The following is a 24,302-nucleotide window of genomic DNA, read 5'->3' as shown; positions in this document are numbered from 1 at the left end:
CCCGACGAACCGTCAATTGCTCCCCGTCACCGCCTGCGTTTTGATGGCCGGATGCGAGAGCAGAAGATCACCTTCGGCGAGCTGCGCGAGATGTGCCTGAGCGGCGTCTTGGTCTGGTGCCATTGCGGCCATCACGTCGCGGTCAGCGCCGACACTTGGGGCGATGAAATGAGGCTGAGCGAGATCGAGGAGCGCTACGTCTGCTCCGCCTGCGGCGGGCGCGGCGCCGATGTCAAGCCCGACTGGAGCACCAAGGGTCACGCCGTGCTGGGGCGGACGAGAGATCAGTTGCACACCTCTTGGTTCATGCCCCAGCTCCCAGCCCCGTGCTTACCTTGTTGATAAACTTCCAGATGGCAACCCGGGCGAACCGGCCGACAGCCAGCGCCGTTACAGACCATCTGACCGCCGCCCTGAGGCTTCGCTGGCGCAATTTCGACCTGCTTCCGTTGATCATCCCGCTTCCTATTCTCATCCTGCGTAGTAGCTGGCTTCCTCGCTTCCGCCTTCTCACACTCGTTATTGTCGTTGACGCGATAGCCCGCGCGGCAGGTAATCTTCACGCAAGTGTCGCCATCGGCCCTGAAACCGTGGTCGCAGATCAGCGGGCAGACCCGGCCCGGCTTGGCCTTGATCGCATCGAGAGCGTCGAGGCTCGCGAGCTTGGCGTCGAACTTGGTTCCGGCGTACTTGTTGAAGATCGAGAGCGATCTCTGTGATGAGGCATTCCAGTCTCCGTCAGCAGCGGCGGATAGACATCCGACCCGGCGCAGCTCGGACTGCACCAGTTTTGCGGTCTCCTGCGGAGACAAGTTCGGCGGCGATGAGGTCGGCGCAAGGGCCGCGACCTTCTGCTCGCTCTCGCTCTGGTCCTTCTTCTCGGCCGCCAGTTTTGCGGCTTGATCAGCTGCCGCCTTGTCGCTCGCGATCCTCTCAGCCAGAGCTTTCTCGGCAGACTGTTTGTCGGCCAGCGCCTTGGCGACTGCTGCCTCGGCGTCCTTCCTTCGCTGCTCGGCAGCGACGGCTTTCGCCTCTTCGACCTGCTTGGCCTTCTCGGCAGCAAGCCGAGCGTCCTCGGCAATCTTTGCGGCGGCAGCCGCTTTGTCCTGCTCGGCCTTCTTGGCGCGGTCCGCCGCAAGCCGGGCCTTCTCATCCTCGGCCTGCCGAGCCTTATCGGCGGCAGCGGCGCGCGTCTGCTCGGCTTCGATCTTCCTCAACTGGACCTTGGCGAGATCAGCATAGAAGCCATCCGGGTACGTCCGCAGGAAGGCCTGCCATGCGTCTCTCTCGCCTGCCTGCAATGCCAGCTCGTAGTCTCTGCGAACCGCATCCTGAGGGCTTGCCTGCGGTCCAGGAGCGACTGCCGGCTTCGCCGGGACCAGCGGGACGTCGTCGCCACCCAGCGAGCCGTACACATAGGGCTCCTGCTTGTAGCCGGTGTTCTTGAGGACGTCGTCGCGGACGAACCCGAAGGCCTTGCGCAGGTCGAGGCCTGGCGTCGGCAGACGCTCGACCAAGGCCGTGGAGAATGGGCTGTTCCTGGAGTCGCCATCCGAGGCGGTCGAGCCGGCCTTGGCGGCAAAAGCGATCATGGTGTTCGGACTGGTTGGCTCGATCTTGGCAAGCCCGCGTCCGATCGCGCGCGAGGCGACTGTGCGCTTCATGGTCTTGGCGAACGGGTTGTCGCGGCAGGCGTCCAGGATGACGAGCCTGAGCTGCTTGGCCGGCTCGATCGCAAACAACACCCGATCGAGCGGGAATGTCTCATCGAACACGTCTGTGTCGGTCTCGAGCGCGGCGTCCGTGGGGATGAGGTAGTTGTTGCCGTCCAGCTCGATACCGTGGCCAGCGTAATAGATCACGGCCACATCCGCATCCCGCGCCTTGGCGCCGAACTCGCGCAGGGCTTTGCGCATCTCGACGACGCTGAGATCGAGCTTGGTATCGACAACGTCGAAGCCGGCCTTCTTGAACATGCCGCCGACTAGCGTCGCGTCGTTCACGGGATTGGCGAGCCGGGGCACGCTCTTGTAGGCGGAGTTGCCGATCACCAAGGCAACGCGGCGCTCGGCCTGCGCAGGAGCGGCGCCGAGCCAGACGCTGAAAAGGAACAATCCCAAAAGCCGAAGCGCGCCCATAAATGTCCCAAATCACAATGTGATCAGAGTATTCGGACCCTCTCGGAAGGCAAGCGGCTGGTCTGTGACCATCGTCACAATCCGGTCCTGAGCTGTGCTCGGAAAATGCGCGGGCTGACGGTCCGGGTCTATGAGTGCCGGTGCGGCGACCGCACTTGGACTGAGGACAAGGAATAAGGCCGCCTCAGCGGACAGCTTTTTTTCGCATGAGCCTTACCCCTCACGCGGGAACGGAACGATCCCCATGGCAGCGCAATTGCTCCTCTTTCGTAGGAGTTGCGTCATGCGTCATGCGCCGTCGATTGTGCCGCTGGATCGGCTCGACCGTGAGATTTACCTGGTGCTGGAAGACTTCGGCGCGCGCGCCGGCTGCTCCTGGCGCGAGACCGACGAGCAGGACACCGACGTCGAGACCATCATCCGCGACCTGCTCTCCGGGCAGTATGCCTATCCGGTCCGTATTGTCGCCTTCAACGCGATCGAGGGCTGGTCTCGCGATGCCACCAGCGAGATCGCAGATGAGCTTGCCGTGCGTGTCACGAGTAGCGAGATCACTCCGGCCTTGCAGGCCTTCGTCCAGGCCAATGCTTCCCGACCGTTTGCTGTACAACTGGCGCTTCCTCTACGGGGCGCCGCCTGACAGCAAATCTGCGATCACGATGTTGCGTGGGATTGATGCGATAACAGTGCGCTAAACAAGCACATTGATCGGAAGTTCGCGCTTCACCTCCGCCTGATTTTTTGGTACCAAATAAAATGAAACCGGCAAAAAAGATTCGTGCCAAAAAACATCGCGGCCGCCCCGCGACTGGTCAGGGCGTCCAGATCGGCACGCGCTGGCCGGAGGCGACTGTCGTTCAGATCGACGCATGGGCGTCGCGGCAGGAGGACACTCCGGCTCGCTCTGAATCCATCCGTCGGCTGGTGGAGATTGGCTTGGGCAAACCCGCCCCTGCCCAAGGGGTCACGTCTGCCGCCAAGGCCTCGTCCGAGCGGGCTCGGGAAATGGCGGGCAACGCGATCGACAAGCTCAAAGACAACAAAGCGAGCCCGGATGACCAGGCCAGCCGCAAGCGGCGGCTCGTCAAGGGGCCCGAGGAATTCCAGAACGTTCGACGCGACCGGCCAAATCGAAAATGAATTGACCGGCGACCGCTTGGTCAATCTCGCCTGAAGGCAAAAAGCAAATGATCAAACCCAAACGTTCGGCCGAGCAACAAGTCGCGGACGAAGCCGAGCGACGGACCCTCAATCCAATAGGATCGAGGCAGACGATAGCCGACAGTCAAGCCACGCCGGAGTTTCAGGAAAACCTCAAACGCCTGAAGTCCGAGCGGCTGGAGCGTGAGGCTAAGCTAAATCCGAAGCGCAAGGTCTGATTTGAGCTTACGCCCCTTCGCCTCGCCTGGTTGGGCCGGTCGGGAGAACGGGCCGCGTCGGATGGAGGGTGCAAAAGGTCATGGGAATGTTGAACCGACGGTGGATGATCTTCCTGCTGGTTTCCGTGGTGGTTGTTTGCTCCATCTTCGCGGGCACCCGGTACTATCTAAGCAAATGCCATGGCATGGATGCGTGCGCGGCCGCCGAAGCCGAGAGCCATGAGCGAGATAAGCCAACCGAGCCACAATAGTTTTCGGGTGAAAAGCCGGCCTGCAATAGCGGCTCCGGAGCCGCGGCGGGCGCAAGGTCGAAGGTGCTAATCCACCGTTTTACAACCTGGGGAAAACTGCCTTCAGGTCAGCGCGCCTGCATTTTCCGAATCGCCTGTGCGTGCTCGCTAACTCAGAGATGTTCTGATTGTGGGGGGCGCGTGAGCCAGTTTTTGTCCGTGCTGCTGCTGGCGACCGCTATGACTCTGACCCTGTGTTTCGGGGTGGCAGCGTGGCGCCAATCCGCTGTGAGAGACGTCGATATCACTGCCACCATTCCCCATCAGGAAAACGGCTGGCGAGCGAGGCCGACGAACTAAAGCACCTTCTGTTGCCGTATCCTCCGTAGCTCTACCCCTTCGATGAACGGTCTATTGATCTCGCGCTAGGGCCTGTACCCATAACTGGATACGCGTGAATGCCAGCGCGCCGCTGATCGTAGCAATCAACGACCATGTCGAGCAGATCACCGGTAACGGACAAAGCTGCACGGACCGCACCACCGCTGCCGATGAAGTCGCCGTCGAATTCGCGAACGATAATCAGGAGACCGCGACGCCGGACTACACCACGCCGCCGAAGTCGATGCCTTCCTTGGCGAGCGCCTCGGCTTCCTCGGCGGACGTTGTCGGCTTCGTATCGAGGTAGGGGAGCTCGGTCGCCGGCAGAATCGTGCGGATGTTCTGGCCGTCTGTCCGCGTGATGCGCGCAATCCAGCGCTTGGGCCCGTGCTCAAATCGTTCGATATGGTACTGCTTGTACGTAATCATGACTTCCGGACGCAACTGACGCTGAGACAGGCGTTGTTGTATCCAATATAGCACCGTCGTCCAACGATTTCTTAAAGCTAGGTCGAGGCCTGCGCGTGGACCGGCGGAGCTCGTCATCGCGACCCCGCGGCCAGCATCGCGCACGCAGCCCCAGATGATTTGCTTGAGTGATTTGCTTGACTTGCCTTCAGCTTTCGGGGGCTGAAACTGTCGCCGGCGTGCTGAGCGGAGCGCCTCCAACCGAAACCGGCCCGACCGATTTCGACTGCCGGGCGATCCGTTTGCGGATGGCGGCGGACAGCCCATAGCGCGCATGCGCTCTTCGAACGGAGGACGTGACGTCCGACATCATGGTGTTTTGCAGCGCGTCGATCTTCGCGATCAGCGTGGACAGCTGGGAAGATACCTTCTTCACATCGACCCGTTCGTCCGTGATGCTCTGTCGCAGCGAAAGCAGCACCATCGAATCCGCCTGCAGCACAGCCGCGTTTTGCTGCAGTGCCTGGTTGCTCTCCTGCAGCGAAGCCGTGTGTTGCTGCTGGGTCGACTGAATATCCTTCAAGGCAGCGACAACCGGATCCGGCTTTGGCGCTGAAGCCTCTTGCCGCGGTAGCAGATCAGCCAGGCTGCTCAGATTCAGCGATGGCACGCCGGAGGGCCATGTGTAGATCGCCGCCGCGCCGTTGATGGCCAGGGCACATACCGACAGTGCCATGACCGACGTCCGGCTGGACCGCTTGACCGGTTCTGGAGCGTCCGAGCTTGCGGGTTCGTCGGCCGCGATGGCCGCAGCCAGTGCTGCAGGGTCGAGCTGTTCGACAAGGCCTTGGGTTTCGAAAGTCGCGGTCATGGCATTGACCCCAAATGAGAGCAATAGGAAGCCGTCGCCGGAACGTCCTCGCGACGGCTCCCTTACGCAGCACCCATCTACAACTGTCTAAAATTGTGGGCTTTTCAGCTTAATTCCACGTTAGCGGCCGCGGCCTTCCGCAGACCCCGCCACCCCGGCCGACTACGGGGTCCGTGCGACGGACATGACTCGCATGCCGTACAAGAGCTCCTCCCGATCCCGGGACGTCGCCAAGGCCGGAAGCGGATTTTCCGAATTTGGCAGACTACCCCTGTTTTGCCCGACGCGTCAACCGGCGTCTCAACCGGATGCAAGACCGCCGTGCGCCAAAAAGAAAGCGTTGCGCCAGCAGGACTTAGCTACTGTGCATGGGGTTGTTTTCGCGGTTTTGTATCCCAGTCCCAAAAGCCGCGAGACAACCCGCTCAAAAAGTGTAGGATTCGACAAAACAGGGAGGAGCGGCATGTTTGAAATCAGCGGTTTCGACACGGCAGGAATCGTCAGCCTCAAGCGGCTGTCACTCACCGCCGCCCTCAAGAAGGCCAAGGAGCTCATCGCCGACGGATGCTGGGGCGTTCAGGTGATTGGTCCAGGTGGCCAGGTCTACACCTCGTTCGAGGAGCAAGCCGCGTAGTCGCCCGCCTTTCGGCAGCATTCGGAAACCACCCGCCCATCCGATCGCGCGTCGCGCGCTCTGGCCGTGGCTGTGACTCGGACGTGAAAACCCCAGCGCCTGGTGGAGCGCTGGGGCGTTTTCAAAATATCAATTGGTCAAGCAATGAAGCCTTCGTAGCAGCGATCTCGACAACCGCTTGTGAACCGCTTCACACAGACTTCGATCTTTCCACACCTTGACGATGCTCAACGGCCGCGCCGTGCCGTTGCCAATCAACTCGTTTGGGAGCACGCTCTCTCCAGGCGCGCAGACGCCGCTCAGGGAGAAAGCCATGAAGGACACGGGCCTGGATCACCGCCACCGCGACAAGGATGGCGCGATCAGCAAGAAGCACGGCAACACGCTGGTCGGTACGTTGCGCAAGATCTACGGTAAGGGTTTTGCCGCCGGTTATCCGGATACGACTGAACTCAGCGAGGTCTTGCATCAGCTGAACGAGACCTCGCTGAGCCAGCTGCGTCGCGATCACGACACCGGGCATCTCGGCCACAAGATCGACCACGTCCCGAAGTGAGCGCCTCCCCTCGTCCCAACTTCAGGTAGTTGAAATCAACTCTGCCAGGTGCCGGCGACTTTCCGCGGACAGCTGCGCTGCCGGGTGTCTCGGCGAATTTGCCGTTTGAGCCCTTGCCGCCCGAGCGCTAGAATGAGCCTTTTAACGGAGGCTCATTTGAAACAGTTCATTATCATCACCGCCATTGCACTCGCCGTGACGGCTCCCGCCCGCTCGCAGGCCCTCGTCGATCCCAACAAGGTTGCTCCCGAATATCGCGAGGCGGCCGAGAAGCGGCGGGCCGAGCAGATGCGGCAGCGCGAATGCGCGCTGAAAGCGGATCTCGAGAAGGTTCTGCCCCGGGATCGCACCGTCTATCTCAACCATTGCCTGGAAACGATAGCAGCGAAGCAATAGGCGGCTGATTCAAGCGGCTTGAAGTCGCCGACGCGTTCAAGCTTTCTTCAGACATTTGGGATCACCTGACGATCCATTTCCATCAGTCATTGTCGATCGACCGCGCATGAGTTTCGTCCAGATTCAGTGCACGCGCTGCAAGACCGTGTTCCGCGATCGCGCGGGACGGTTGCAGGACGGCTATTCCAGGCAATGTCCGAGCTGCGAGGTGGTGCTGTTCTTCGCCGAGGATTCGCCGAACCCTCAGGTCAAGCAGGCCATGAAGCGCGCGCGCAAGGCTCGCAAGGAGCAGCGCGAAACCGAAATGGCCAGGATGTCCGCGCCGCAACCGCGCGCCAATTTTTCGCGGGCCCACACCGGACGGATACAGCTCTCGTCGGAGGACGGCGAGGACTAGCTCACCCGCGCTTCCGCGGAAACAGGCGGTCGCGGATATAGCGCGAGGTCGGCGTCAGGCGGATGCCGCGCGGCTTCTGCCAGACGGCGCGGTCGATCTCGTTCTTGTCGCCGATCGCGAGCCTTCCCTTGGCGCCCTTGGCGATGAAGATCGCGTCGCTCATCTTGCGGCCGGAGCGCTTGTTCCTGGTCGTCACTTCCTTCCAGAGGCTGATCCGGCCGAGCTTCAGCTTGGGCAACTCTTCCTTGATTTCCCGCCGCAGGCAGTCCTTGTCGGATTCGCGCGCGCGCTTGCGGCCGCCCGGGAACATCCACAGGCCGTCCGATCGGCGTCTGACCAACAATACCTTGCCGCGCTTGGCGGCAACCAGTTTGGAAGACTTCGCCATGTCCGCCGTAATCGAAAACAGAATCGAGCCCATCGTAACTTGTCTAGTCGGATAGACAAGTTCCGCCGCCAGCTCTGATCGAACCCGGCAGGCAGGCCGATCCCGCCGTTCGAGGCGGATCAGCCCTCGCCCGCCGCTGTCCCCGCCCGTGCCCCCGCCTCGGCCCGGTCCTCCGTCCTGATCCAGGCCATCATCATCTCCCAGGCCACCGACAGGATGATCGGGCCGATGAACAGGCCGACGATGCCGTGGGCGAGCGTGCCGCCGATCACGCCGACGAAGATGACGATGGTCGGCGTGGTCAGACCGCGCCCCATCACCAGCGGCTTCAACATGGTGTCGAGGAAGCCGACGACGACGAGAAACACGGTGAGCAGCAGCGCGGTGGTGACGTCCTTGGCGGTCCAGATCCAGATGATCACCGGCAGCAGCACCAGGAAGGCGCCGATCTGCACGATCGAAAGCAGCAGCACGATGAAGGCGAGCAGGCCTGCGCTCGGCACCGCCGCAAGCTTGAAGCCGATGCCGGCGAGCAATGCTTGCACGATCGCGACGCCGATCACGCCTTGCGCCACGGCGCGGATGGTCGCGCCCGCGAGCCCCAGGAAATGCTCGCTCTGTTCGGGCACGATGCGAAACAGGAAGCCGCGGCCGGCCGCAACCAGCCTCGGCCCGTGCGGAAACAGGAAGCCTGCCACGAACACCGAGACCAGGAACTGGAGCGTGCCGACGCCGGCGTCTCCCGCGAGCGACAATAGCGGTCCCGCCAGCGGCTGGAGATACGGCGCCACCTCGCGCAGCACCGCGCGGATGTTATTGTAGGCCTGCTCCCACAGATCGAATAGCCAGGGGCCAACGAGCGGCCACGATTTGAGCTGCTCCGGCGCCGACTGAAGCGCGAGGTCACCGGTGCCGAGCTGGTGCGCCAGCTCGCGCACGCCGTCCACTGCGCTAATGCCGAGCCAGGTCGCAGGACCGATGACGATGCCGAGCGTGATCAGGGTCAGGATCGCCGCTGCGGTCTTGGGCCGGCCGCCCAGGATCTTGGCGACCCAGCTGAAGGCCGGGTAGAACGCGACCGCGAGCACGCCGCTCCAGGCGAGGATCGGCACGAAGGGGCGGATGATCAGGAAGGTCCAGATGATCAGCAGGCCAAGCAGACCGACGCGGATCACGAGCTGGATGATGTCCTCGCCCGTCAGGAGCTGACGCAAACTTTTCACGGGCACGGCTTTCCTTGCGGCATTGACGCGGGTTCCGGCACTTGCGCGGCCCAGCGTTATTGCCAGCCGCGCACCCGGCGTCAAGACGATGGGGCCGGCCCGAGCCGGCGTTTAGGAACGCATCGGGCCATTCTGCATTCCGAGATGATGGCACGCCGCCCCCGAGAGCCCGTCACACACGCGGGAATTCACCGCGGCGTCCGCTTTTCGCTGAAGCCAAACGCCGCACCGGGCTATTGGCGCTACGCCTATGCCGTCGGCGACAGGGCCCGCTCCGGGCGCGTGCAAGGCAGGCTGCCGTTGCTCGCCATCCGGCGCGTGCAGATGCGCATCGACCGGGACATGCGGAGCATTAACGACGATTAACCGGATTTCGCTCGACCGGTTTACGCCGTTGCAAAGGCGCGCACCTACGCTTCCATCGAGGTCCCCCAAACCGCTTTCGGTGCAATGGCCAATACCATCTGGACGATCGAAGAATTCACCTGCGCGGGTTGCAGCATGAACTACACCGCGACGAGGGAGGAGCACGCCGAAGCGCATTCCGGCAGCTTCAAGTGCAGGATCTGCAGCGGCGTGGTGCACACCTGGTCGGGCAAGCACCATTTCTTCGGCTGGCAAGCGGTGAAGACCAATCCGCCCGTGTTCGGAAGGCGCTGGACCGGAGCCGGATGGTAGGCTGCTTCCAGCGGACCCAGACCCACTACTCCCGTCAACGCTGCCTGCCCGAACTGCGGCTTCTGCTACTCTGCGGCAATGGTTAAACTCGCCGCCCCGCAACTGAAGCCGACACGCAATGACCTCACCCTTCGTTCCCCAGATCGCCCTTTACCGCACCTGGCTCGCCGAACAGCGCGGCCTTAGCTTCGCCAGCTACGAGGAGATGCGGCAATGGTCGGTGCGCGATCTCGACGGGTTCTGGCACAGCATCTGGGACTATTACGATCTGCAATCGCCAACGCCGTTCGCGGCCGTGATCACCGAGCGCAAGATGCCCGGCGCGATCTGGTTTCCCGGCGCCCAGGTCAACTATGCCCGGCAGGTGTTCCGCCATGTGGATGCGGCCGACGCCGCCGGTCTTCCCGCGATCGTCAGCTGTGGCGAGGACGGCAAGCTTTGCGAGACGAGCTGGCCGGAGCTGCGGCGCAAGGCCGCTGCACTCGCACTGCATCTCAAAGAAAAAGGCATCAAGCCCGGCGACCGCGTCGCCGCCTATCTGCCCAACATCCCCGAGACCATCATCGCATTCCTGGCGAGCGCCAGCATCGGCGCGGTCTGGAGCGTGTGCGCGCCCGATATGGCCGCGCCCGCCGTGATCGACCGCTTCAAGCAGATCGAACCGAAAGTGCTGATTGCCTGCGACGCAGTCACCTATGCCGGACGCCGGCACGATCGCAAAGACGTTTTCGCCGAGCTGCGGCGATCGCTGCCGACCGTCGAGCACGTCATCCTGCACAGCCAAGCCGCCGCGCCCGCAGCGGCGGACGCCCTGCTCTCCGACATTGTCGCAACCAGGGGCGCGGAGATCGACGCGTTCGAGCCAGCGTGGCTGCCGTTCGATCATCCGCTCTGGATCGTCTATTCCAGCGGCACCACCGGCCTGCCGAAGCCGATCGTGCACGGTCATGGCGGCATTGTCATCGTGGTGCTGGCGCTGCTGGGATTGCACAACGATCTCGGCTGCTCCTATCACGAGAACTCGTTCGGCGAGCGCTATCACTGGTACTCTTCGACGGGCTGGATCATGTGGAACAGCCAGGTCGGCGGCCTGCTCAGCGGCACCACCTGCTGCATCTTCGACGGCAGCCCCGGCGGCGCCAGGGACAAGCCGGACTGGACCACGTTGTGGCGCTTCGTCGCTCAATCCAAAGCGACCTTCTTCGGTGCGGGCGCCGCGTTCTTCGCCAACTGCGCCAAGGCGGAGGTCGACCTCACCGCCGGCGATCTCTCGCGATTGCGTTGTCTCGGCTCGACCGGCTCTCCGCTCAGCGCCGACACGCAAGCCTGGTTCAACAACCGCTTCGCGGCGCTCTCGAAGGCCAATGGCAGCAAGGCGCAGGCCGATATCTGGTGGGCCAACATCTCGGGCGGCACCGATTTCGCCGGCGCCTTCATTGGGGGCAATCGCGAACTGCCGCAGACGCCGGGAGCGATGCAGTGCCGTCTGCTGGGTGCTGCCGTGGAAGCCTTCGGCGAACAGGGCTGCGCCGTCATCGGCGAGGTCGGCGAGCTCGTCTGTACCGAGCCGATGCCGTCGATGCCGCTCTATTTCTGGAACGACAAGGGCGATGCGCGTTATCGCACGAGCTATTTCGAGACCTATCCGGATAATTTCGACGGCAGCGGCCGCGGGCCGGTGTGGCGGCACGGCGACTGGCTCAAGGTCGACCCGGACGGCTCCTGCATCATCTATGGCCGCAGCGATGCCACCATCAACCGGCATGGCCTGCGCATGGGCACGAGCGAACTCTATTCCGCGATCGAGGCCTTGCCGGAGGTGCTGGATTCCCTCGTCGTCGATCTCGAATATCTCGGCCGTGACAGCTACATGCCGCTGTTCGTGGTGCTGCGCGAAGGCGTCGCCTTCGACGGCGCGATGCAGGCGAAGATCAACAAGGCGATCGAGGCCGGCCTTTCGCGCCGCTTCCTGCCCAACGAGATTTTTGCGGTCGCCGAGATTCCGCGCACGCTCTCGGGTAAGAAGCAGGAGCTGCCGATCAAAAAGCTGCTGCTCGGCCAGCCCGTCGAGAAGGTCATCAACCGGGAGGCGATGGCCAATCCCGCCTGCCTCGATTGGTATCTCGCCTTCGCGCGCGACTATCTGGCGCGGAGCGCACCTTGAGCGGAGATCGCCCCAATTGCGCCGATGTCGTTTGGACTCCGTTCACCGATCGCCGCTAGAGCAGGATGGATCTTCCGAAAACGAACGCGCGCCATGGCCGACCTCAACGCCGTCCTCACCAGGCTCAACGACCGTCTGCTCCGCCTCGAGGGCGAGCTGTTCGTGCTGCGCTCGCTGGCCCGCGCGACGCTGACGGCGGGCGATGACCACGCCGCGCGAATGCGCAAGCTGGTCGAGGCCGCAAAGGTCGCGCTCGACGACGAGGCCACGCGCCCCCTCGACAAGCCGACGCGCAAATATGTCGATGCGGCGACCGCGCTGGTTGAGGAATTGCTGGTCGAGCCGACCTCGGCACGGCCGTTGTTCACCGTCATCGACGGCGGCCGGCGCGACTGAACGTCAAACTGGCCGGCCGTCGTCCGTCGCGGCGGTATCGCCCGCCTTGAGCCGGCTGAGGCCGGCTTCGATGATCGCGATCTCGTCGTCGATCTGGCCGATCGGCAGGCTGAAGTCGTAGCCGGACCTGCTCTTCAGATCGACCGCAAGCCGCTGTCTGTGCATCATCAGCTCGTCGAGGCCGCGCCGGTTCTTCAGTCGGACATAGACGTCGACGATCTGCTCAATCGCGCTCGGCATGAAATCGGTCCCGGCGAAAAAGCCCGCACGGCGCACCCACGCCGGCGGGACGATCTCGGTGTCGCGGTACGCAATACAAATCCGCGACGGATTCGTCGATACGCCAAGCTGGTTGAGATCATGTTACCGTCAGATGATTCCGTGATGGCCGCGCATGAAAAAGCCGCTGGCGATCACGCCAGCGGCCAAATCCGGGTTCGAAAACGGATACGGGTTGAAATGTCGCCAGCCCCGGTTGGTCCACGTTCTACCGGCAAATCCTGGATCTCTGTGTTAAAAACGAAACACAGGAACAGGCCTATCTCTAATCGACGCCCGACCGTGGCGGCGTGGCACGGCTAGTCTGTGGCGCAGAAATATTTGCGCGGCAGCCTGCGGTAGGCGCTGTAGCGGTAATGCGGCCGGTACACGTAGCCCCGATAGAGTGCCGGCGGCTCCTCGCCGTAATAGGCGCCGTGATAGAAATTGATGACCGGCCCTTCCGCGCAGCGATAGGTGTCCCAGGTCGGGCCGATGAACGGTGCCACCCCAACCTCGGGCGGAACCGCCGGATAGGGTGGTCCGCCGGCGTACGCCGGAGTGGTTGCGACCAGGGCCGCGAGAAGGACAAACCACGCGCTCCGCATGCGTTCGCTCCGAGCCGATGCCATGCGCGCATGGAAGCACCGGACCGGCCGGCGCCGCAATCGCGGAATTCATCGCACCCTCGCCCGGCGCATTGTTGATAACCGGCGCAAACCCGGCGCGGGTGGTGACAGGACGTCCGGACGTGTTATCGGGAGATGACGCAGTTGCGAGACGGATCGGACACCCATGCGCATTACCCTCGTCGGCTCCCGCCATTTCGGCGTGACCACCCTGAACATGCTCCGGGAGCACGGTGTCTCGATCGTGCGGGTCGTGGTGGCCGACGCCGAGGATCGTCTCGCCGCAACCGCCAAGGCGGCAGGCATCGACGTCGTGGTCCAGGCCAATCCCAAGCTGGTGGTCGCCTCCGAGATCGCCCCTGACACCGATCTGATCGTCACCGCGCACAGCCACGCCCGGATCGGCAAGGACGCGCTCGAGGCAGCGAAGCTGGGCGGGATCGGCTATCATCCCTCGCTGCTGCCGCGCCACCGCGGCAAGGCGGCCGTGGAATGGACCATCAAGGAAGGCGATCCGATCGCGGGCGGCACGATCTATCACCTCGCCGACCGCATGGACGCCGGCGCCATCGCCGCCCAGGAGTGGTGCTTCGTCAAGAAGGGCGAGACGGCCCGGGAGCTGTGGGAGCGCGCGCTGGCCCCGCTCGGGCTCAAATTGCTGGCCGACGTGATCGACTATGCCAAGGTCCACAAGGCGCTGCCGTCCAAGACTCAGGACGAGCAGTTCGCGACCTCGGCGCCAAGTCTTTCCTAAAGCCCCTTTCCTAAAGCCCCTTTCCTAAGCCCGTTTCCTGAGTCGCTGTCCCGACGTTTACCCTTAACGTGAAGGGGCATTGATTCTGCTTCGAAAATTGCAGCCGGAAACCCAAATAAACCATTGTTCCCACAGGAACAATTTTCGATTTGGCACCGCACCAAATTTCCGTCACATTTGGCCCGAATAAGGGTCAGCATATCAGACAAATTCAAGGACGGATTTTATGCGTTTTGCTCGCATTGCGGCGTTCTGTGCCGCTTCAGTTATCTCCCTCGCCGCGCCCGCTTTCGCCCAGACTCCCTATGATGGCAACTGGCAGGTCACCATCGTCACCAAGAGCGGTTCCTGCGAGCCGACCGCAAGCTCCTTGCTGACGGTTGCCGACGGCAAGATCACCGCCCCCGGCGCTAACGTTTCCGGCACCATCGGCCGGGAGGGTCTTGTGAAAGTTTCGATCAATGGTGCATATGCCAACGGTCAACTCAGCGGCAACGCCGGATCGGGGAAGTGGAATGGAGCATCTGCAGGCATACCGTGCAGCGGGCGATGGGAAGCATCGCGCCAATAGAAAAATCTTGACCAGCGGTCTGGGCCGGCGGCTGCTGATCGCGGCCGCCGTTATGTTTGCGGCCGGAATTGCCAATTCCGAGAGCAAGGCCCAGTCCGGTCCGTTCGCCCCGCTGGCCGGCAGCTGGAGCGGCTCAGGAACGGTGACCCTGGATGACGGCTCGACCGAGCGGATCCGCTGCCGGGCCAAATACGCTCCGATCGGACCGACTATGGAGTTGTCTCTGACCTGCGCCAGCGACGCCTACAAGTTCAACCTCGGCGCCAACGTCAAGGCTGAAGGCAGCGCCATCGCAGGCAGCTGGTCCGAGGCCAGCCGCAATATCAGCGGCTCCCTTTCAGGTCGCGGCGCCGGCGGAAACTATGAGCTGCTCGCCTCCACCGCCGGCTTCAACGCCAACATCTCGCTGAAGACGTCCGGCAATAAGCAGAACGTCACGATGCGCGCCGACAGCCAGTTCCGCGGCGCCAACATCTCGCTGTCGCGCTAGCCCGATACGAGTAGATTGACAATCGACCCGGCGATCTCGCCGGGTCGATTTTTTATGTGCCCGGCACGAACGCCGTGACCTCGATCTCGACCTTGGCCCGGTCGTCCACGAGGCCGCCGATGTAGAGCAAGGTCGAGGGCGGGAAATTGCGCCCCAGCGTTTCCTTCCAGGCCGCGCCGATGCCGGCCCCGGCTGCCTCATATTCGCTTCGGCTGGTCAGGTACCAGGTCAGGCGGACGATATGCTCGGGGCCGGCGCCGGCCTCGCCCAGCAGCTTGATGATCCGCTTCAGCGCGGTCCCGACCTGCGCTGCCATGTCAGGCGCGTAATTGCCGGTCTCGTCGCTGCCGGTCTGGCCGGCCAGCACCACCCAGCGGCCCGGCCCCTCGACCACGACACCATGGGAAAAGCCGCGCGGTTTTTTCCACTCGGCCGGCTGCAAGATGTCCATAAGCGAAGATCTCCCGATTTTTCTCGTTGTTCGGTGATGCCTTAGCACGCCGCCATGCATCGCTGCACCGGCAGATTTGGCCGTTGCAAACGGCGACGATGTCGCCGATACCGGCCCTCCCTCAGGACCCTCGCCTCCCACACCCGCGCCGATGAACACCACACCGTCCAAAACGATGGCTGCCCTGTGGATGGCGGGCTGGCTGTCGCTGATGCTGGTCATGGCGGTCGCCGGGCGCGAGACCACGCGCGAGCTGAACGTATTTCAGATCATGGAAGTGCGTTCGCTGCTAGGCTTCCTGTTGCTTTCGCCGATCATCTATCGGGCCGGCGGCTTCAAGGTGCTCAGGACATCGCGCCTGCCGCAGCACATCGGGCGCAATTTGGTGCACTATGTTGCGCAGCTCGGCTGGTTCTTCGCGCTGACGCTGATCCCGATCGGCCAAGTGGTGGCTATCGAGTTCACCATGCCAATCTGGACGGCGCTGCTCGCAGCGAGCCTCCTCTCTGAGCGCATGACGTCGTGGAAGATCGCCGCCATCGCGCTTGGCCTTTTCGGTGTGATCGTCATCGTCCGACCCGCCACCGGCGAGATCAATCCCGGTCAGCTCATTGCGCTCGGCGCCGCGATGGGCTTTGGCGTGTCCATGGTGCTGGTCAAATCGCTGACCCGTACCGAAAGTGCGCTATCGATCCTGTTCTGGATGCTGGTGGTGCAATCGGTCGCGGGCTTGATTCCGACGTTGTTCGTCTGGACGTGGCCCTCCGCCTATGTCTGGGCATGGGTCGGCGTGATCGGCGTCTGCGGCACGTTTTCGCACTACTGCCTCGCCAGCGCGATGCGCTATGCGGATGCGACCATCGTTGTTCCCATGGACTTCCTGCGGGTTCCATTGACCGCGACCGCTGGCTGGCTGCTGTATTCGGAGCGGCTTGACACCTGGACGCTGGTCGGCGCCGCGCTGATCCTGTTTGGCAATCTCCTGAATCTAAAGCCGGCTTCGCCGTTTCCCGCCCGCGCGCGCTGAACCTCGCGCCGCCTCGCGCGACAAAACCAAGTGGCCGTGTGATTTGGATCACGCTGGAGAGGGACTCCATCGTGCACATTCTGCCACAAAGCAGCGGGTTGAACGCGACGAACTGCCGTTTTGGTGGCGCCAAGTCTTGGTGGCCAAATCGGGCTCTTCGTGTAAGTTCGTTGCCAATTTGTTGCTGCCTGCCAATTTCGATTCTGTTGGGGATTCCAGATGCGCACTCTCACCCTCCTCGCGTCGCTGATGTGCATGGCACTGTCGGTCAGTGCCGCGAAGGCCGACCGCCGTGTTGCTTTCGTCGTCGGCAACGGCACCTACAAGAACGTCGCACAATTGCCGAACCCGCCGATCGACGCCAAGGCGATGGCGGCAACGCTGCGCAATGTCGGCTTCGAGGTGATCGAAGGTTCGAACCTCTCGCGCGACCAGATGACGGAGAAGCTGCTCGACTTCGGCCGCAAGGCGCAGGGCTCCGATGTCGCAGTGTTCTATTATGCCGGTCACGGCATCGCGGTCGGCGGCTCCAACTATCTTCTGCCTGTCGACGCCGACATCAAATCGGAGATGGACGTCAAGCTCGGTGCCGCCATCAACATCGATCTGACGCTAGAGCAGACCATGGGCGACGCCAAGGTCAAGCTGGTCTTCCTGGACGCCTGCCGCGACAATCCGTTCGCCGCCAAGATCAAGTCGAACTCCGCGACCCGCAGCGTCAACGTACAGAGCGGTCTTGCCGAGATGAAATCCGGCGAAGGCACGCTGATCGCGTTCGCCACCGGCCCGGGCCAGACCGCGCTCGACGGCCAGGAGGGCAACAATAGCCCGTTCACCCGTGCGCTGATCGACAACATCACCAAGCCCGGTGTCGAGATCCAGCAGGCGATGACGTCGGTCCGCGCCCAGGTCAACGAGGAGACCCACAAGGGGCAGCTCCCCTGGGGCCACACCAATTTGATCGGCGCGGTCTATCTCAACCAGGCTCCGACGACGCAGGTCGCCAATGCGGCACCGACGGCTGCTGGCGTCGTGCCCGCGGCAACGGGCGGCAATTCGGATGGTGTCGAGCTCGAATACTGGCGCTCGGTCAAGGAGAGCAACAAGCCCGAAGAGCTCAACGCCTACCTCTCCACCTACCCGAACGGCCAGTTCAAGGCGCTGGCACTGGCGCGGCTCGCCGCGATCAAGAGCGGCCCGTCGACGACGACCCGCAACCTCAACGCCGGCGTCGATCCTGCCACCTTTACCGACGACGCCAGCCAACTCACCGAGGACCAGATCGGCCTCGACAAGGGCCAGCGCCGCGACGTGCAGCGTCGCCTGACCGGACTTGGATTCGACACCAAGGTCACCGGCGCGTTCAGCGAGGACACCCGTACGGTGCTCAAGCGCTGGCAGGCGGCACGCGGCTATCCGTCGACGGGCTATCTCAACAAGCTCCAGCACAAGGCCCTGCTGTCGGAGATCGTGGCCTCCGCGCCGGCCACTGCGAGCGATGAAAGCGCGAAGCCGGCCCGACGTGCCCCGGCCCAGGCGCAGAGCGCACCGGCCCAGCATCGCGGCGGCGGCGGCGGCGACGCTGGCGCAGCCTTCGTCGGCGGTGTGGTCGGCGGCATGATGGGCGGCATGTTCCGCCGCTGAGGCGAGGCCAATCGCAAATACAAAAGCCCGGCTCGCGCCGGGCTTTTTCGTTGCGAGTCCCTCAACCTTTGGCGTCTACTTCCCCGCGGCCTTTCGCAGCGCCTCGTTGATGCGATCCTGCCAGCCGGGCCCGCCGGACTGGAAATGCTCGAGCACGTCCTGGTCTATCCGCAGCGTGACCTGCTCCTTGACCCCCGGCGCCACGTTCTGCTTCGGCGGCGCCGCAGCGACCTTCGCCGTCACCTTCTTGAACGCCGCCTCGGCCTCCGTTCTGGCGTCGCCCAACGTCCGCGGCCGCCTCGGTGGTTGATCCGCCATGTCCTAGATTCCCTCAAACAGAGCCGTCGAAAGATACCGCTCGGAGAAGGACGGCACTATAGCCAGGATGGTCTTTCCCGCAGCTTCCGGCCGCTTGCCGATCTCGAGGGCCGCGGCGATCGCGGCGCCCGAGGAGATGCCGCCCGGAATGCCCTCATGCCGCGCCAGCGCCCGCGAGGTCTCGATCGCCGTCGTCGAGTTGATCTTCAGGATCTCGTCGATCACCGAGCGGTCAAGGATGTCAGGCACGAAGCCCGCACCGATGCCCTGGATCTTGTGCGGCGTGTGCTGGCCGCCCGACAGCACCGGGCTCTCCTCCGGCTCGACCGCGACCACGCGCAGCGAGGGCTTGCGCGGCTTCAGCACCTGGCCGACGCCGGTGATGGTGCCGCCGGTGCCGACGCCGGCGACGAAGAAGTCGATGTTGCCGCCGGTGTCGTTCCAGATTTCCTCCGCGGTGGTGCGGCGGTGCACCTCGGGATTGGCGAGATTCTTGAACTGCTGCGGCATCACCGAATTCGGCGTCGTCTTCAACAGCTCTTCGGCCGTCGCAATCGCGCCCTTCATGCCTTGCGCGGCCGGTGTCAGCACCAGCTCAGCGCCCAGAAAGGCCAGCATCTTGCGTCGTTCGATCGACATCGACTCCGGCATGACCAGCTTGAGCCTGTAGCCGCGCGACGCCGCGACGAAGGCCAGCGCGATGCCGGTATTGCCGGAGGTCGGTTCGATCAGCACGGTATCGGGCTTGACGATGCCGGCCTTCTCCATCGCGATGACCATCGCCGCGCCGATGCGATCCTTCACGCTTGCGGCGGGATTGAAATATTCGAGCTTTGCCAAAATGGTCGCGTTCACGCCGTGCATACCCGGCAACTGGCGCAAGCGCACGATCGGCGTGTCGCCAAAAGCATCGACGATCGAGTCATAGATCCGGCCGCGGCCGGGTTGGTGCGCTGCACCCGTGGTGGACGATGCGTCCATGATGAACTCCCTGTGGCGATGATTGTGCTTCTGTTGCAGCTGTTGCGCAGTTAGAGACAGCCTGCGGCGACACGCAAGCGACATTGCGGCACATGTTAAATACGCTGCATCGCAAAATCACGTGAGCTGTAATTATCAGAAAACCAACGCATTTGTGTTGCGACCTCGTCAACTGATTCTGCTTATGTTAGACTTAGGTCTCAAAGCTGGGAGGTCACCACGATGTCAGCAGTCGCTGAAATGTTGTCGACCGTCGCACCGAACCGCGCTCCGCGGTGCAGTGAGTTGCCCACCTGTCCCGTCTGCGCCGACTCCATGGTCGCCGCCGAAGGTTCTGCGTATGTGTCGGAACACCTGATCAGCTATCTCTGGACCTGCGACAATTGCGGCTACGGCTTCGTGACCAAGCACGCCGTCAAGCAGCGGATCGTCTGCAACTGACGTTTCCTCTTCATCCAACCTTGCGGAATTGACCTAGCGCGGGGCGATGTCGCCCCTCGCCCAGTCCTCGCGCGTACGCCGATAGAACTCCTCGAACGTTCCCTGTGCGACCGCGTCCCTGATGCCCTGCATCAGGGACTGGTAGTAAGCGATATTGATCTCGGACAGCAGCATCGCACCCAGCGTCTCGCCCGCCTTGACGAGATGATGCAGATAGGCGCGCGCGTAGCTACGCGCCGACGGCCAGGAGCTCTCTTCGTCGAGCGGACGGGGATCGTCGGCGTGGCGCGCGTTGCGCAAATTAACCTGGCCGAAGCGTGTAAAGGCAACGCCGTGCCGGCCATTGCGCGTCGGCATCACGCAGTCGAACATGTCGATGCCGCGCTTGACCGCCTCGAGGATGTCGTCGGGTGTGCCGACGCCCATCAGATAGCGCGGCCGCTCTTTCGGCAGCAGCGGCGCTGTCTCGTCGATCATCGCGAGCATCACGGCCTGCGGCTCACCGACGGCGAGGCCGCCAATCGCATAGCCATGGAATCCGATCTCGATGAGGCCTTGCGCGCTGGCATGGCGAAGCTGGGGGATGTCGCCGCCCTGCACGATGCCGAACAGCATGTAACCGTCGGGCGCGCTCTCGAAGGCGCGCTTGCTTCGCTCGGCCCAGCGCAGCGACAATTGCATCGCGCGATCGATGTCGGCGCGCTCGGCCGGCAGTCGCACGCATTCGTCCATCTGCATGGCGATGTCGGAGCCGAGCAAACGCTGCACCTCGATCGAGCGCTCCGGCGACAGCTCGACCTTGGCGCCGTCGATATGCGAACGGAACGTCACGGCCTGCTCGCTGACTTTGCGCAGATCCGCCAGCGACATCACCTGGAAGCCGCCGGAATCCGTCAGCATCGGCCCGTTCCAGCCGGTGAATGTCTGCAGGCCGCCAAGTGCCGCGATCCGCTCGGCGCCGGGACGCAGCATCAGATGATAGGTGTTGCCGAGCACGATGTCGGCACCGGCCTCGCGCACCTCGCGCCAGTGCATGCCCTTCATCGCGCCGGCGGTACCGACCGGCATGAAGGCGGGCGTGCGCACCACGCCGTGCGGCGTGGTCAGGCGCCCGGTGCGCGCGGCGCCATCGGTGGCGAGCAGTTCGAAATGATTGGGCAGGCCGGTGTCAGGACGATTCATGACGGTGCTTATTGCGTGTCGGAGCAGGCCGATCAACCCGCTCAGGCGATGCTTCGGCCGGCTTATGCATCAGACTGGGACAACGGCCACCAACATCTGGGACACGGAATTGTGCGCGTCGGCGCTTGTTAAACAAAACGACACAGTGTAGTTTTACCTCGGGGGTTGGACGAGATGCCGCGGCGATGTTGCCGGCGGCGGTAGACACGTGATCGCCAGCCACCGACAATGCCCTTCCCATCAAGTTCGACTGAGCCGTCCTCCCGTTCGCATGGCTGGACAAGGCAGACCGGCGCTCGCCTGTTCGGGTTCCTGGTCCTGACGTGCAGCCTGGCGCTCGGCGCCTGCACCTCCCTGCCCCGCACGCCCTATACGGCCACCGAAGCCAGCACGTCGCGCGTGCTCGATATCGACGGCCTCCGGCGCTACGCCGACGAACCCATCACGAAATTCAGCTTCGAGAAGGACACCAGCACCGCGACCAAGTCCTACCTGGCGCTGTCAGGCGGCGGCGCGGATGGCGCCTATGGTGTCGGCGTGCTGAACGGCTGGACCGCGGCCAGAACGCGTCCCAGCTTCTCGGTCGTCTCGGGCGTGAGCACCGGCGGCCTGATCGCACCTTTCGCGTTTCTCGGCTCGCGATATGACGACACGCTGAAGGAGGTCTACACCAGCGGCGTCGCCGAGAGCCTGTTGAGTGATCCCAGCATCATGCGCGTGCTGTTCGGATCCGGCCTGTTCGGCAACACGCGGCTGCGCGAACTCGTCGCCCGCTATGTCGGGCCGGAGATCATGGCGCAGGTCGCCCGTGAAAACGCCAAGGGCCGAAGGCTGCTGGTGGTGACGACAGATCTCGACACCCAGCGCACGGCAATCTGGGACATGGGCAGGATCGCCGCGGTCGGCACGCCCGAGGCGCTCAAGCTGTTTCGCGACGTGATGGCGGCCTCGGCCAGCATCCCGCTGGTGTTTCCGCCGATCATGATCGACGCCGAAGGCGAGGGCCGCAGGTTTCAGGAGATGCATGTCGACGGCGGCGTGACGGCCCCGGTGCTGACGCTGCCGGAAGCCCTGCTTTTCCAGGGCAGTCGCCTGCCCGGCCCCGCGAAGCTGGACATCTACATCCTCATCAACAAGAAGATCGAACGCAATTTCGAGCTCGTCTCCAACAGCACCATCGACGTCGCCTCACGCAGCCTGTCGTCGATCACCCAGTCGCAGACCCGCTCAATCATCTTCTCGACCTATGATTTTGCCAGGCGCAACCGCCTGGGCTTCCATCTCTCCTACATCGCGCGCGACTATCCGGCCGCCCCCTCGGAAGGATTCGACACCGCCTATATGCGGGCGCTGTATCAGTACGGATACGAGAAGGCGGCGTCAGGCCAAGCCTGGACGTCAACGCTTCCGTGACACGCTCGCTGAGGAACGGGGCCGCGCCGAGACGGTTGACGATGGGGCCCATTCGGCCAGATTAGCCATGACGCACCCGCTGCTGCGCGTTATAGAGCAATCACTGATGTCACGACCGCGCAGGAATCATTGGGCATGGGATTGACTGCGACCAGGACAAGACCGGCAGCTCAGCGACGCGAGGTGCCGAAATCGCGCGGCGGCCGGCCGACGAAAAGCGCCGCGATCGAACGCGATCAGCGGCTGATCGAGGTCGCCACCCGCCTGTTCCTGGACCGCGGCTTTGATGCCACTTCGCTTGATGCGGTCGCGGAAGCCGCGCGCGTGAGCAAGCCTACCGTCTACGCCCGTTACGGCGACAAACGTGGATTGTTCGCCGCCGTGCTGCGGCGCGAGATCGCGCGATGGCTCGCTCCGTTATCCGCGGCGGCCGAGACCCAGCTCGGCAGCGCCTCAGACATCTCGGTCGAGCAACGGCTGGTCGAGATCGGGCGGGAGATGCTGACATTCACCTGCGGTCCCGATGCCGTCGCCTTCAGCCGCATGATGACGTCGCAGGCCATCAACTTCCCCGACATCGCCAAGCTCGGCAAGGAGGAAGGCTGGCTCAAGGCCGTCGCCACCACGGCACGCTTCTTCGACCATCTGGTGGCGCAACGCGCGCTCGACATCGAAGACACCACGATCGCAGCCGAGGTGTTTCTCGACGTCGTCGTGGGGCACACCCACCGCATGGCGACGTTCGGAACGACGCTCGAGCTGAAAGACGCCGAAAAGCGCATGCGGGTTGCCATCAAGCTGTTCCTGGCCGGTGCGCTTGGCCCTCCGGACCGCCTTCAGGACGCCGTCAAGACCGCGCGGCGGCGGCGCCCATCCCGCTGACAATTCCGTGAGGCTGCGATCTTCCCACGGGATTCCGCGCCCGCGCCGTTGACCAAAACAAAACGATACGGTATGGTTTAATTATAGGGCGATGCGGATCGCTTTTTCACCAGCCCCAAAGAGGTCCGCACCGCCTCGATCGCCGCGGCGGAAATAGCCCGTCACGACGCTCAGCGGCCGACCGATGCCCAAGGTCGGCCGCAAATTCTTTACTATCATCCGGCACACTCGCTGGCCGAGGGTTTCGAGCATGACGACAGCCAAACGACGGATCTCGGGATTGCTCGCGATCGCCGTGTCCGCACTCCTCCTCCCGGCGCCGGCGCGTGCGATCGTGAGCGGGGGCACGCCGACCGCCCTTCATAGCGACACAGATGGTGACACTGAGGTCGACCGCCAAGCGGTCAGTCGCGAGATCGAGCGATTCCGCAGCTCGTCGATCTCGATCAACCAGGCCATGGCGATTGCGGAAGCCCGCCACGCCGGTGCCACCACGGCGGATGTGAGTTTCGACGGAGCCTCCGGCGTGCCGGTCTACCGGGTGAAGACCCTGCACAACGACCGGATCTGGCGCCACACCATCAATGCCGCGACCGGCGAGCTCGTCGGCGGCGAAGCCGCCCTGCCCCTCGCCGAGCTCGACCTCGACGACCGCAGCAACCTCGCAGCGCTCGGTGCCATCAAGCACCGTCTGGCGGATGCCGTGGACGTCGCCGAACGCGCGGCCTCCGGCAAGGCGATCAGCGGCGGACTGGTGCGCGAACGCGGCCGGCTGAATTTCGCGATCGTCGTCATCAGTGGCGACAACCTCAAGGAGGTCATCCTCGAACCGCCGGGCGCCCGGACCAAATAGCGGCAGCGCCAATTCCGCCGAAAAGCCATTGACGGGCGCGAAACTCTCCCGCATAAGCTCCCGCCATGTTCGCGACCACCAAACGCACGACTAAAACCACCACGGCCTTCGGGGCCCGGGGAGGCGTGCGCGTGTAGTCGTCGACTAGAACGCAATCCACTCTACCGAA

32 protein-coding genes are annotated in these 24,302 nt (G+C 63.6%); 19 read left to right on the top strand and 13 right to left on the bottom strand.

What is annotated here, in order from left to right; translation table 11 throughout:
- Positions 1–12: 12 nt before the first annotated feature.
- Both AC0L3S_RS26720 and AC0L3S_RS26715 read right to left on the bottom strand, forming a co-directional pair.
- Positions 13–294 (bottom strand): hypothetical protein, encoded by a 282-nt coding sequence (locus AC0L3S_RS26720; RefSeq protein ID WP_473282348.1) that lies wholly within the window; start codon positions 292–294, stop codon positions 13–15.
- Positions 285–2,138, bottom strand: a complete 1,854-nt coding sequence (locus AC0L3S_RS26715) for a caspase family protein (protein ID WP_473282346.1) — start codon at positions 2,136–2,138, stop codon at positions 285–287. Before AC0L3S_RS26715 ends, AC0L3S_RS26720 begins: the two co-directional genes overlap by 10 nt.
- A gap of 283 nt (positions 2,139–2,421) precedes the next feature.
- On the opposite strand from AC0L3S_RS26715, the gene AC0L3S_RS26710 reads away from it, so the two are divergent.
- From AC0L3S_RS26710 to AC0L3S_RS26700, 3 genes are all read left to right on the top strand, one after another.
- A complete protein-coding gene (locus AC0L3S_RS26710; RefSeq protein ID WP_473282344.1) occupies positions 2,422–2,778 on the top strand; it encodes a hypothetical protein in 357 nt (118 codons plus the stop codon).
- 116 nt (positions 2,779–2,894) lie between these two features.
- Positions 2,895–3,278, top strand: coding sequence for a hypothetical protein (locus AC0L3S_RS26705; protein ID WP_473266452.1), 384 nt, complete (start codon positions 2,895–2,897; stop codon positions 3,276–3,278).
- Positions 3,279–3,325: 47 nt separating this feature from the next.
- Positions 3,326–3,517: a hypothetical protein gene (locus tag AC0L3S_RS26700; RefSeq protein WP_473266454.1), complete on the top strand. Its 192-nt coding sequence runs from the start codon at positions 3,326–3,328 to the stop codon at positions 3,515–3,517.
- Positions 3,518–4,350: 833 nt separating this feature from the next.
- Here the strand turns inward: AC0L3S_RS26700 and AC0L3S_RS26695 are convergent.
- Both AC0L3S_RS26695 and AC0L3S_RS26690 read right to left on the bottom strand, forming a co-directional pair.
- Positions 4,351–4,557 (bottom strand): hypothetical protein, encoded by a 207-nt coding sequence (locus AC0L3S_RS26695; protein WP_473266456.1) that lies wholly within the window; start codon positions 4,555–4,557, stop codon positions 4,351–4,353.
- A gap of 187 nt (positions 4,558–4,744) precedes the next feature.
- Positions 4,745–5,407, bottom strand: coding sequence for a hypothetical protein (locus tag AC0L3S_RS26690; protein WP_473266458.1), 663 nt, complete (start codon positions 5,405–5,407; stop codon positions 4,745–4,747).
- Between the two features lie 463 nt (positions 5,408–5,870).
- Between AC0L3S_RS26690 and AC0L3S_RS26685 the strand changes: the two genes are divergently transcribed.
- The 4 genes from AC0L3S_RS26685 (at position 5,871) to AC0L3S_RS26670 (ending at position 7,390) form a co-directional block, all read left to right on the top strand.
- Positions 5,871–6,041 (top strand): hypothetical protein, encoded by a 171-nt coding sequence (locus AC0L3S_RS26685; RefSeq protein ID WP_007590796.1) that lies wholly within the window; start codon positions 5,871–5,873, stop codon positions 6,039–6,041.
- Positions 6,042–6,354: 313 nt separating this feature from the next.
- Positions 6,355–6,597, top strand: coding sequence for a hypothetical protein (locus tag AC0L3S_RS26680; protein ID WP_007590794.1), 243 nt, complete (start codon positions 6,355–6,357; stop codon positions 6,595–6,597).
- 156 nt (positions 6,598–6,753) lie between these two features.
- Positions 6,754–6,993, top strand: a complete 240-nt coding sequence (locus tag AC0L3S_RS26675; RefSeq protein ID WP_473282342.1) for a hypothetical protein — start codon at positions 6,754–6,756, stop codon at positions 6,991–6,993.
- Positions 6,994–7,099: 106 nt separating this feature from the next.
- Positions 7,100–7,390 carry a hypothetical protein gene (locus AC0L3S_RS26670; RefSeq protein WP_473282340.1) on the top strand — a complete coding sequence of 97 codons (291 nt, stop codon included), beginning with the start codon at positions 7,100–7,102 and terminating at the stop codon, positions 7,388–7,390.
- Position 7,391: 1 nt separating this feature from the next.
- Here the strand turns inward: AC0L3S_RS26670 and AC0L3S_RS26665 are convergent, their stop codons facing one another.
- Both AC0L3S_RS26665 and AC0L3S_RS26660 read right to left on the bottom strand, forming a co-directional pair.
- Positions 7,392–7,778 carry an NUDIX hydrolase gene (locus AC0L3S_RS26665; protein ID WP_179950106.1) on the bottom strand — a complete coding sequence of 129 codons (387 nt, stop codon included), beginning with the start codon at positions 7,776–7,778 and terminating at the stop codon, positions 7,392–7,394.
- Positions 7,779–7,897: 119 nt separating this feature from the next.
- The gene (locus AC0L3S_RS26660; protein ID WP_473266465.1) at positions 7,898–9,007 is read right to left on the bottom strand and encodes an AI-2E family transporter; all 1,110 of its coding nucleotides are present in this window, start codon (positions 9,005–9,007) and stop codon (positions 7,898–7,900) included.
- 444 nt (positions 9,008–9,451) lie between these two features.
- Between AC0L3S_RS26660 and AC0L3S_RS26655 the strand changes: the two genes are divergently transcribed.
- The 3 genes from AC0L3S_RS26655 to AC0L3S_RS26645 all read left to right on the top strand — a co-directional run bounded on the left by AC0L3S_RS26655 (position 9,452) and on the right by AC0L3S_RS26645 (position 12,239).
- Entirely contained in the window at positions 9,452–9,679 is a 228-nt protein-coding gene (locus tag AC0L3S_RS26655; protein WP_473266468.1) for a hypothetical protein, read from the top strand.
- Between the two features lie 118 nt (positions 9,680–9,797).
- Positions 9,798–11,843, top strand: a complete 2,046-nt coding sequence (locus AC0L3S_RS26650; RefSeq protein ID WP_473282338.1) for an acetoacetate--CoA ligase — start codon at positions 9,798–9,800, stop codon at positions 11,841–11,843.
- A 93-nt stretch (positions 11,844–11,936) separates the two neighbouring features.
- Entirely contained in the window at positions 11,937–12,239 is a 303-nt protein-coding gene (locus AC0L3S_RS26645; protein WP_007590765.1) for a hypothetical protein, read from the top strand.
- Between the two features lie 3 nt (positions 12,240–12,242).
- Here the strand turns inward: AC0L3S_RS26645 and AC0L3S_RS26640 are convergent, their stop codons facing one another.
- Together AC0L3S_RS26640 and AC0L3S_RS26635 are read right to left on the bottom strand one after the other, a co-directional pair.
- Positions 12,243–12,479, bottom strand: a complete 237-nt coding sequence (locus AC0L3S_RS26640; protein ID WP_473282334.1) for a hypothetical protein — start codon at positions 12,477–12,479, stop codon at positions 12,243–12,245.
- A gap of 338 nt (positions 12,480–12,817) precedes the next feature.
- The gene (locus AC0L3S_RS26635; protein ID WP_473266474.1) at positions 12,818–13,105 is read right to left on the bottom strand and encodes a hypothetical protein; all 288 of its coding nucleotides are present in this window, start codon (positions 13,103–13,105) and stop codon (positions 12,818–12,820) included.
- 187 nt (positions 13,106–13,292) lie between these two features.
- Here AC0L3S_RS26635 and AC0L3S_RS26630 point away from each other — a divergent pair, with 187 nt between their 5' ends.
- The 3 genes from AC0L3S_RS26630 (at position 13,293) to AC0L3S_RS26620 (ending at position 14,941) form a co-directional block, all read left to right on the top strand.
- Positions 13,293–13,880: a formyltransferase family protein gene (locus AC0L3S_RS26630; RefSeq protein ID WP_018457969.1), complete on the top strand. Its 588-nt coding sequence runs from the start codon at positions 13,293–13,295 to the stop codon at positions 13,878–13,880.
- Between the two features lie 226 nt (positions 13,881–14,106).
- Positions 14,107–14,451, top strand: a complete 345-nt coding sequence (locus tag AC0L3S_RS26625; protein ID WP_473266478.1) for a hypothetical protein — start codon at positions 14,107–14,109, stop codon at positions 14,449–14,451.
- Positions 14,396–14,941 (top strand): hypothetical protein, encoded by a 546-nt coding sequence (locus AC0L3S_RS26620; protein WP_473266479.1) that lies wholly within the window; start codon positions 14,396–14,398, stop codon positions 14,939–14,941. Before AC0L3S_RS26625 ends, AC0L3S_RS26620 begins: the two co-directional genes overlap by 56 nt.
- Before the next feature lie 52 nt (positions 14,942–14,993).
- Here AC0L3S_RS26620 and AC0L3S_RS26615 read toward each other — a convergent pair whose 3' ends face one another.
- The gene (locus tag AC0L3S_RS26615) at positions 14,994–15,392 is read right to left on the bottom strand and encodes a RidA family protein (RefSeq protein WP_473266481.1); all 399 of its coding nucleotides are present in this window, start codon (positions 15,390–15,392) and stop codon (positions 14,994–14,996) included.
- Between the two features lie 151 nt (positions 15,393–15,543).
- Here AC0L3S_RS26615 and AC0L3S_RS26610 point away from each other — a divergent pair, with 151 nt between their 5' ends.
- The gene (locus AC0L3S_RS26610; protein ID WP_473282331.1) at positions 15,544–16,419 is read left to right on the top strand and encodes a DMT family transporter; all 876 of its coding nucleotides are present in this window, start codon (positions 15,544–15,546) and stop codon (positions 16,417–16,419) included.
- Positions 16,420–16,638: 219 nt separating this feature from the next.
- Positions 16,639–18,063: a caspase family protein gene (locus AC0L3S_RS26605; RefSeq protein ID WP_473282329.1), complete on the top strand. Its 1,425-nt coding sequence runs from the start codon at positions 16,639–16,641 to the stop codon at positions 18,061–18,063.
- A gap of 75 nt (positions 18,064–18,138) precedes the next feature.
- Here AC0L3S_RS26605 and AC0L3S_RS26600 read toward each other — a convergent pair whose 3' ends face one another.
- Both AC0L3S_RS26600 and cysK read right to left on the bottom strand, forming a co-directional pair.
- Positions 18,139–18,381 carry a BrnA antitoxin family protein gene (locus tag AC0L3S_RS26600; protein WP_007610629.1) on the bottom strand — a complete coding sequence of 81 codons (243 nt, stop codon included), beginning with the start codon at positions 18,379–18,381 and terminating at the stop codon, positions 18,139–18,141.
- 3 nt (positions 18,382–18,384) lie between these two features.
- Positions 18,385–19,362 carry a cysteine synthase A gene (gene cysK / locus AC0L3S_RS26595; RefSeq protein ID WP_473282327.1) on the bottom strand — a complete coding sequence of 326 codons (978 nt, stop codon included), beginning with the start codon at positions 19,360–19,362 and terminating at the stop codon, positions 18,385–18,387.
- Positions 19,363–19,584: 222 nt separating this feature from the next.
- Here cysK and AC0L3S_RS26590 point away from each other — a divergent pair, with 222 nt between their 5' ends.
- Positions 19,585–19,803: a hypothetical protein gene (locus AC0L3S_RS26590; protein WP_473266492.1), complete on the top strand. Its 219-nt coding sequence runs from the start codon at positions 19,585–19,587 to the stop codon at positions 19,801–19,803.
- A gap of 33 nt (positions 19,804–19,836) precedes the next feature.
- On the opposite strand, the gene tgt is transcribed toward AC0L3S_RS26590, so the two are convergent.
- Positions 19,837–20,985: a tRNA guanosine(34) transglycosylase Tgt gene (tgt, locus tag AC0L3S_RS26585; RefSeq protein WP_473266494.1), complete on the bottom strand. Its 1,149-nt coding sequence runs from the start codon at positions 20,983–20,985 to the stop codon at positions 19,837–19,839.
- Between the two features lie 228 nt (positions 20,986–21,213).
- On the opposite strand from tgt, the gene AC0L3S_RS26580 reads away from it, so the two are divergent.
- Positions 21,214–22,398 carry a patatin-like phospholipase family protein gene (locus tag AC0L3S_RS26580; protein ID WP_473282325.1) on the top strand — a complete coding sequence of 395 codons (1,185 nt, stop codon included), beginning with the start codon at positions 21,214–21,216 and terminating at the stop codon, positions 22,396–22,398.
- A 135-nt stretch (positions 22,399–22,533) separates the two neighbouring features.
- On the top strand, positions 22,534–23,280 hold the full coding sequence (locus AC0L3S_RS26575) for a TetR/AcrR family transcriptional regulator (protein ID WP_473282323.1): 747 nt from the start codon (positions 22,534–22,536) through the stop codon (positions 23,278–23,280).
- Positions 23,281–23,361: 81 nt separating this feature from the next.
- Here AC0L3S_RS26575 and AC0L3S_RS26570 read toward each other — a convergent pair whose 3' ends face one another.
- Positions 23,362–23,532 carry a hypothetical protein gene (locus AC0L3S_RS26570; protein ID WP_473266501.1) on the bottom strand — a complete coding sequence of 57 codons (171 nt, stop codon included), beginning with the start codon at positions 23,530–23,532 and terminating at the stop codon, positions 23,362–23,364.
- Between AC0L3S_RS26570 and AC0L3S_RS26565 the strand changes: the two genes are divergently transcribed.
- Positions 23,531–24,133 carry a PepSY domain-containing protein gene (locus AC0L3S_RS26565; protein ID WP_473266503.1) on the top strand — a complete coding sequence of 201 codons (603 nt, stop codon included), beginning with the start codon at positions 23,531–23,533 and terminating at the stop codon, positions 24,131–24,133. The genes AC0L3S_RS26570 and AC0L3S_RS26565 overlap by 2 nt on opposite strands.
- The last annotated feature ends 169 nt before the right edge of the window (positions 24,134–24,302 follow it).

The sequence above is a fragment of the Bradyrhizobium sp. Ken01 genome (genome assembly GCF_055807355.1).
This window is presented reverse-complemented; position numbering and strand designations above follow the sequence as displayed.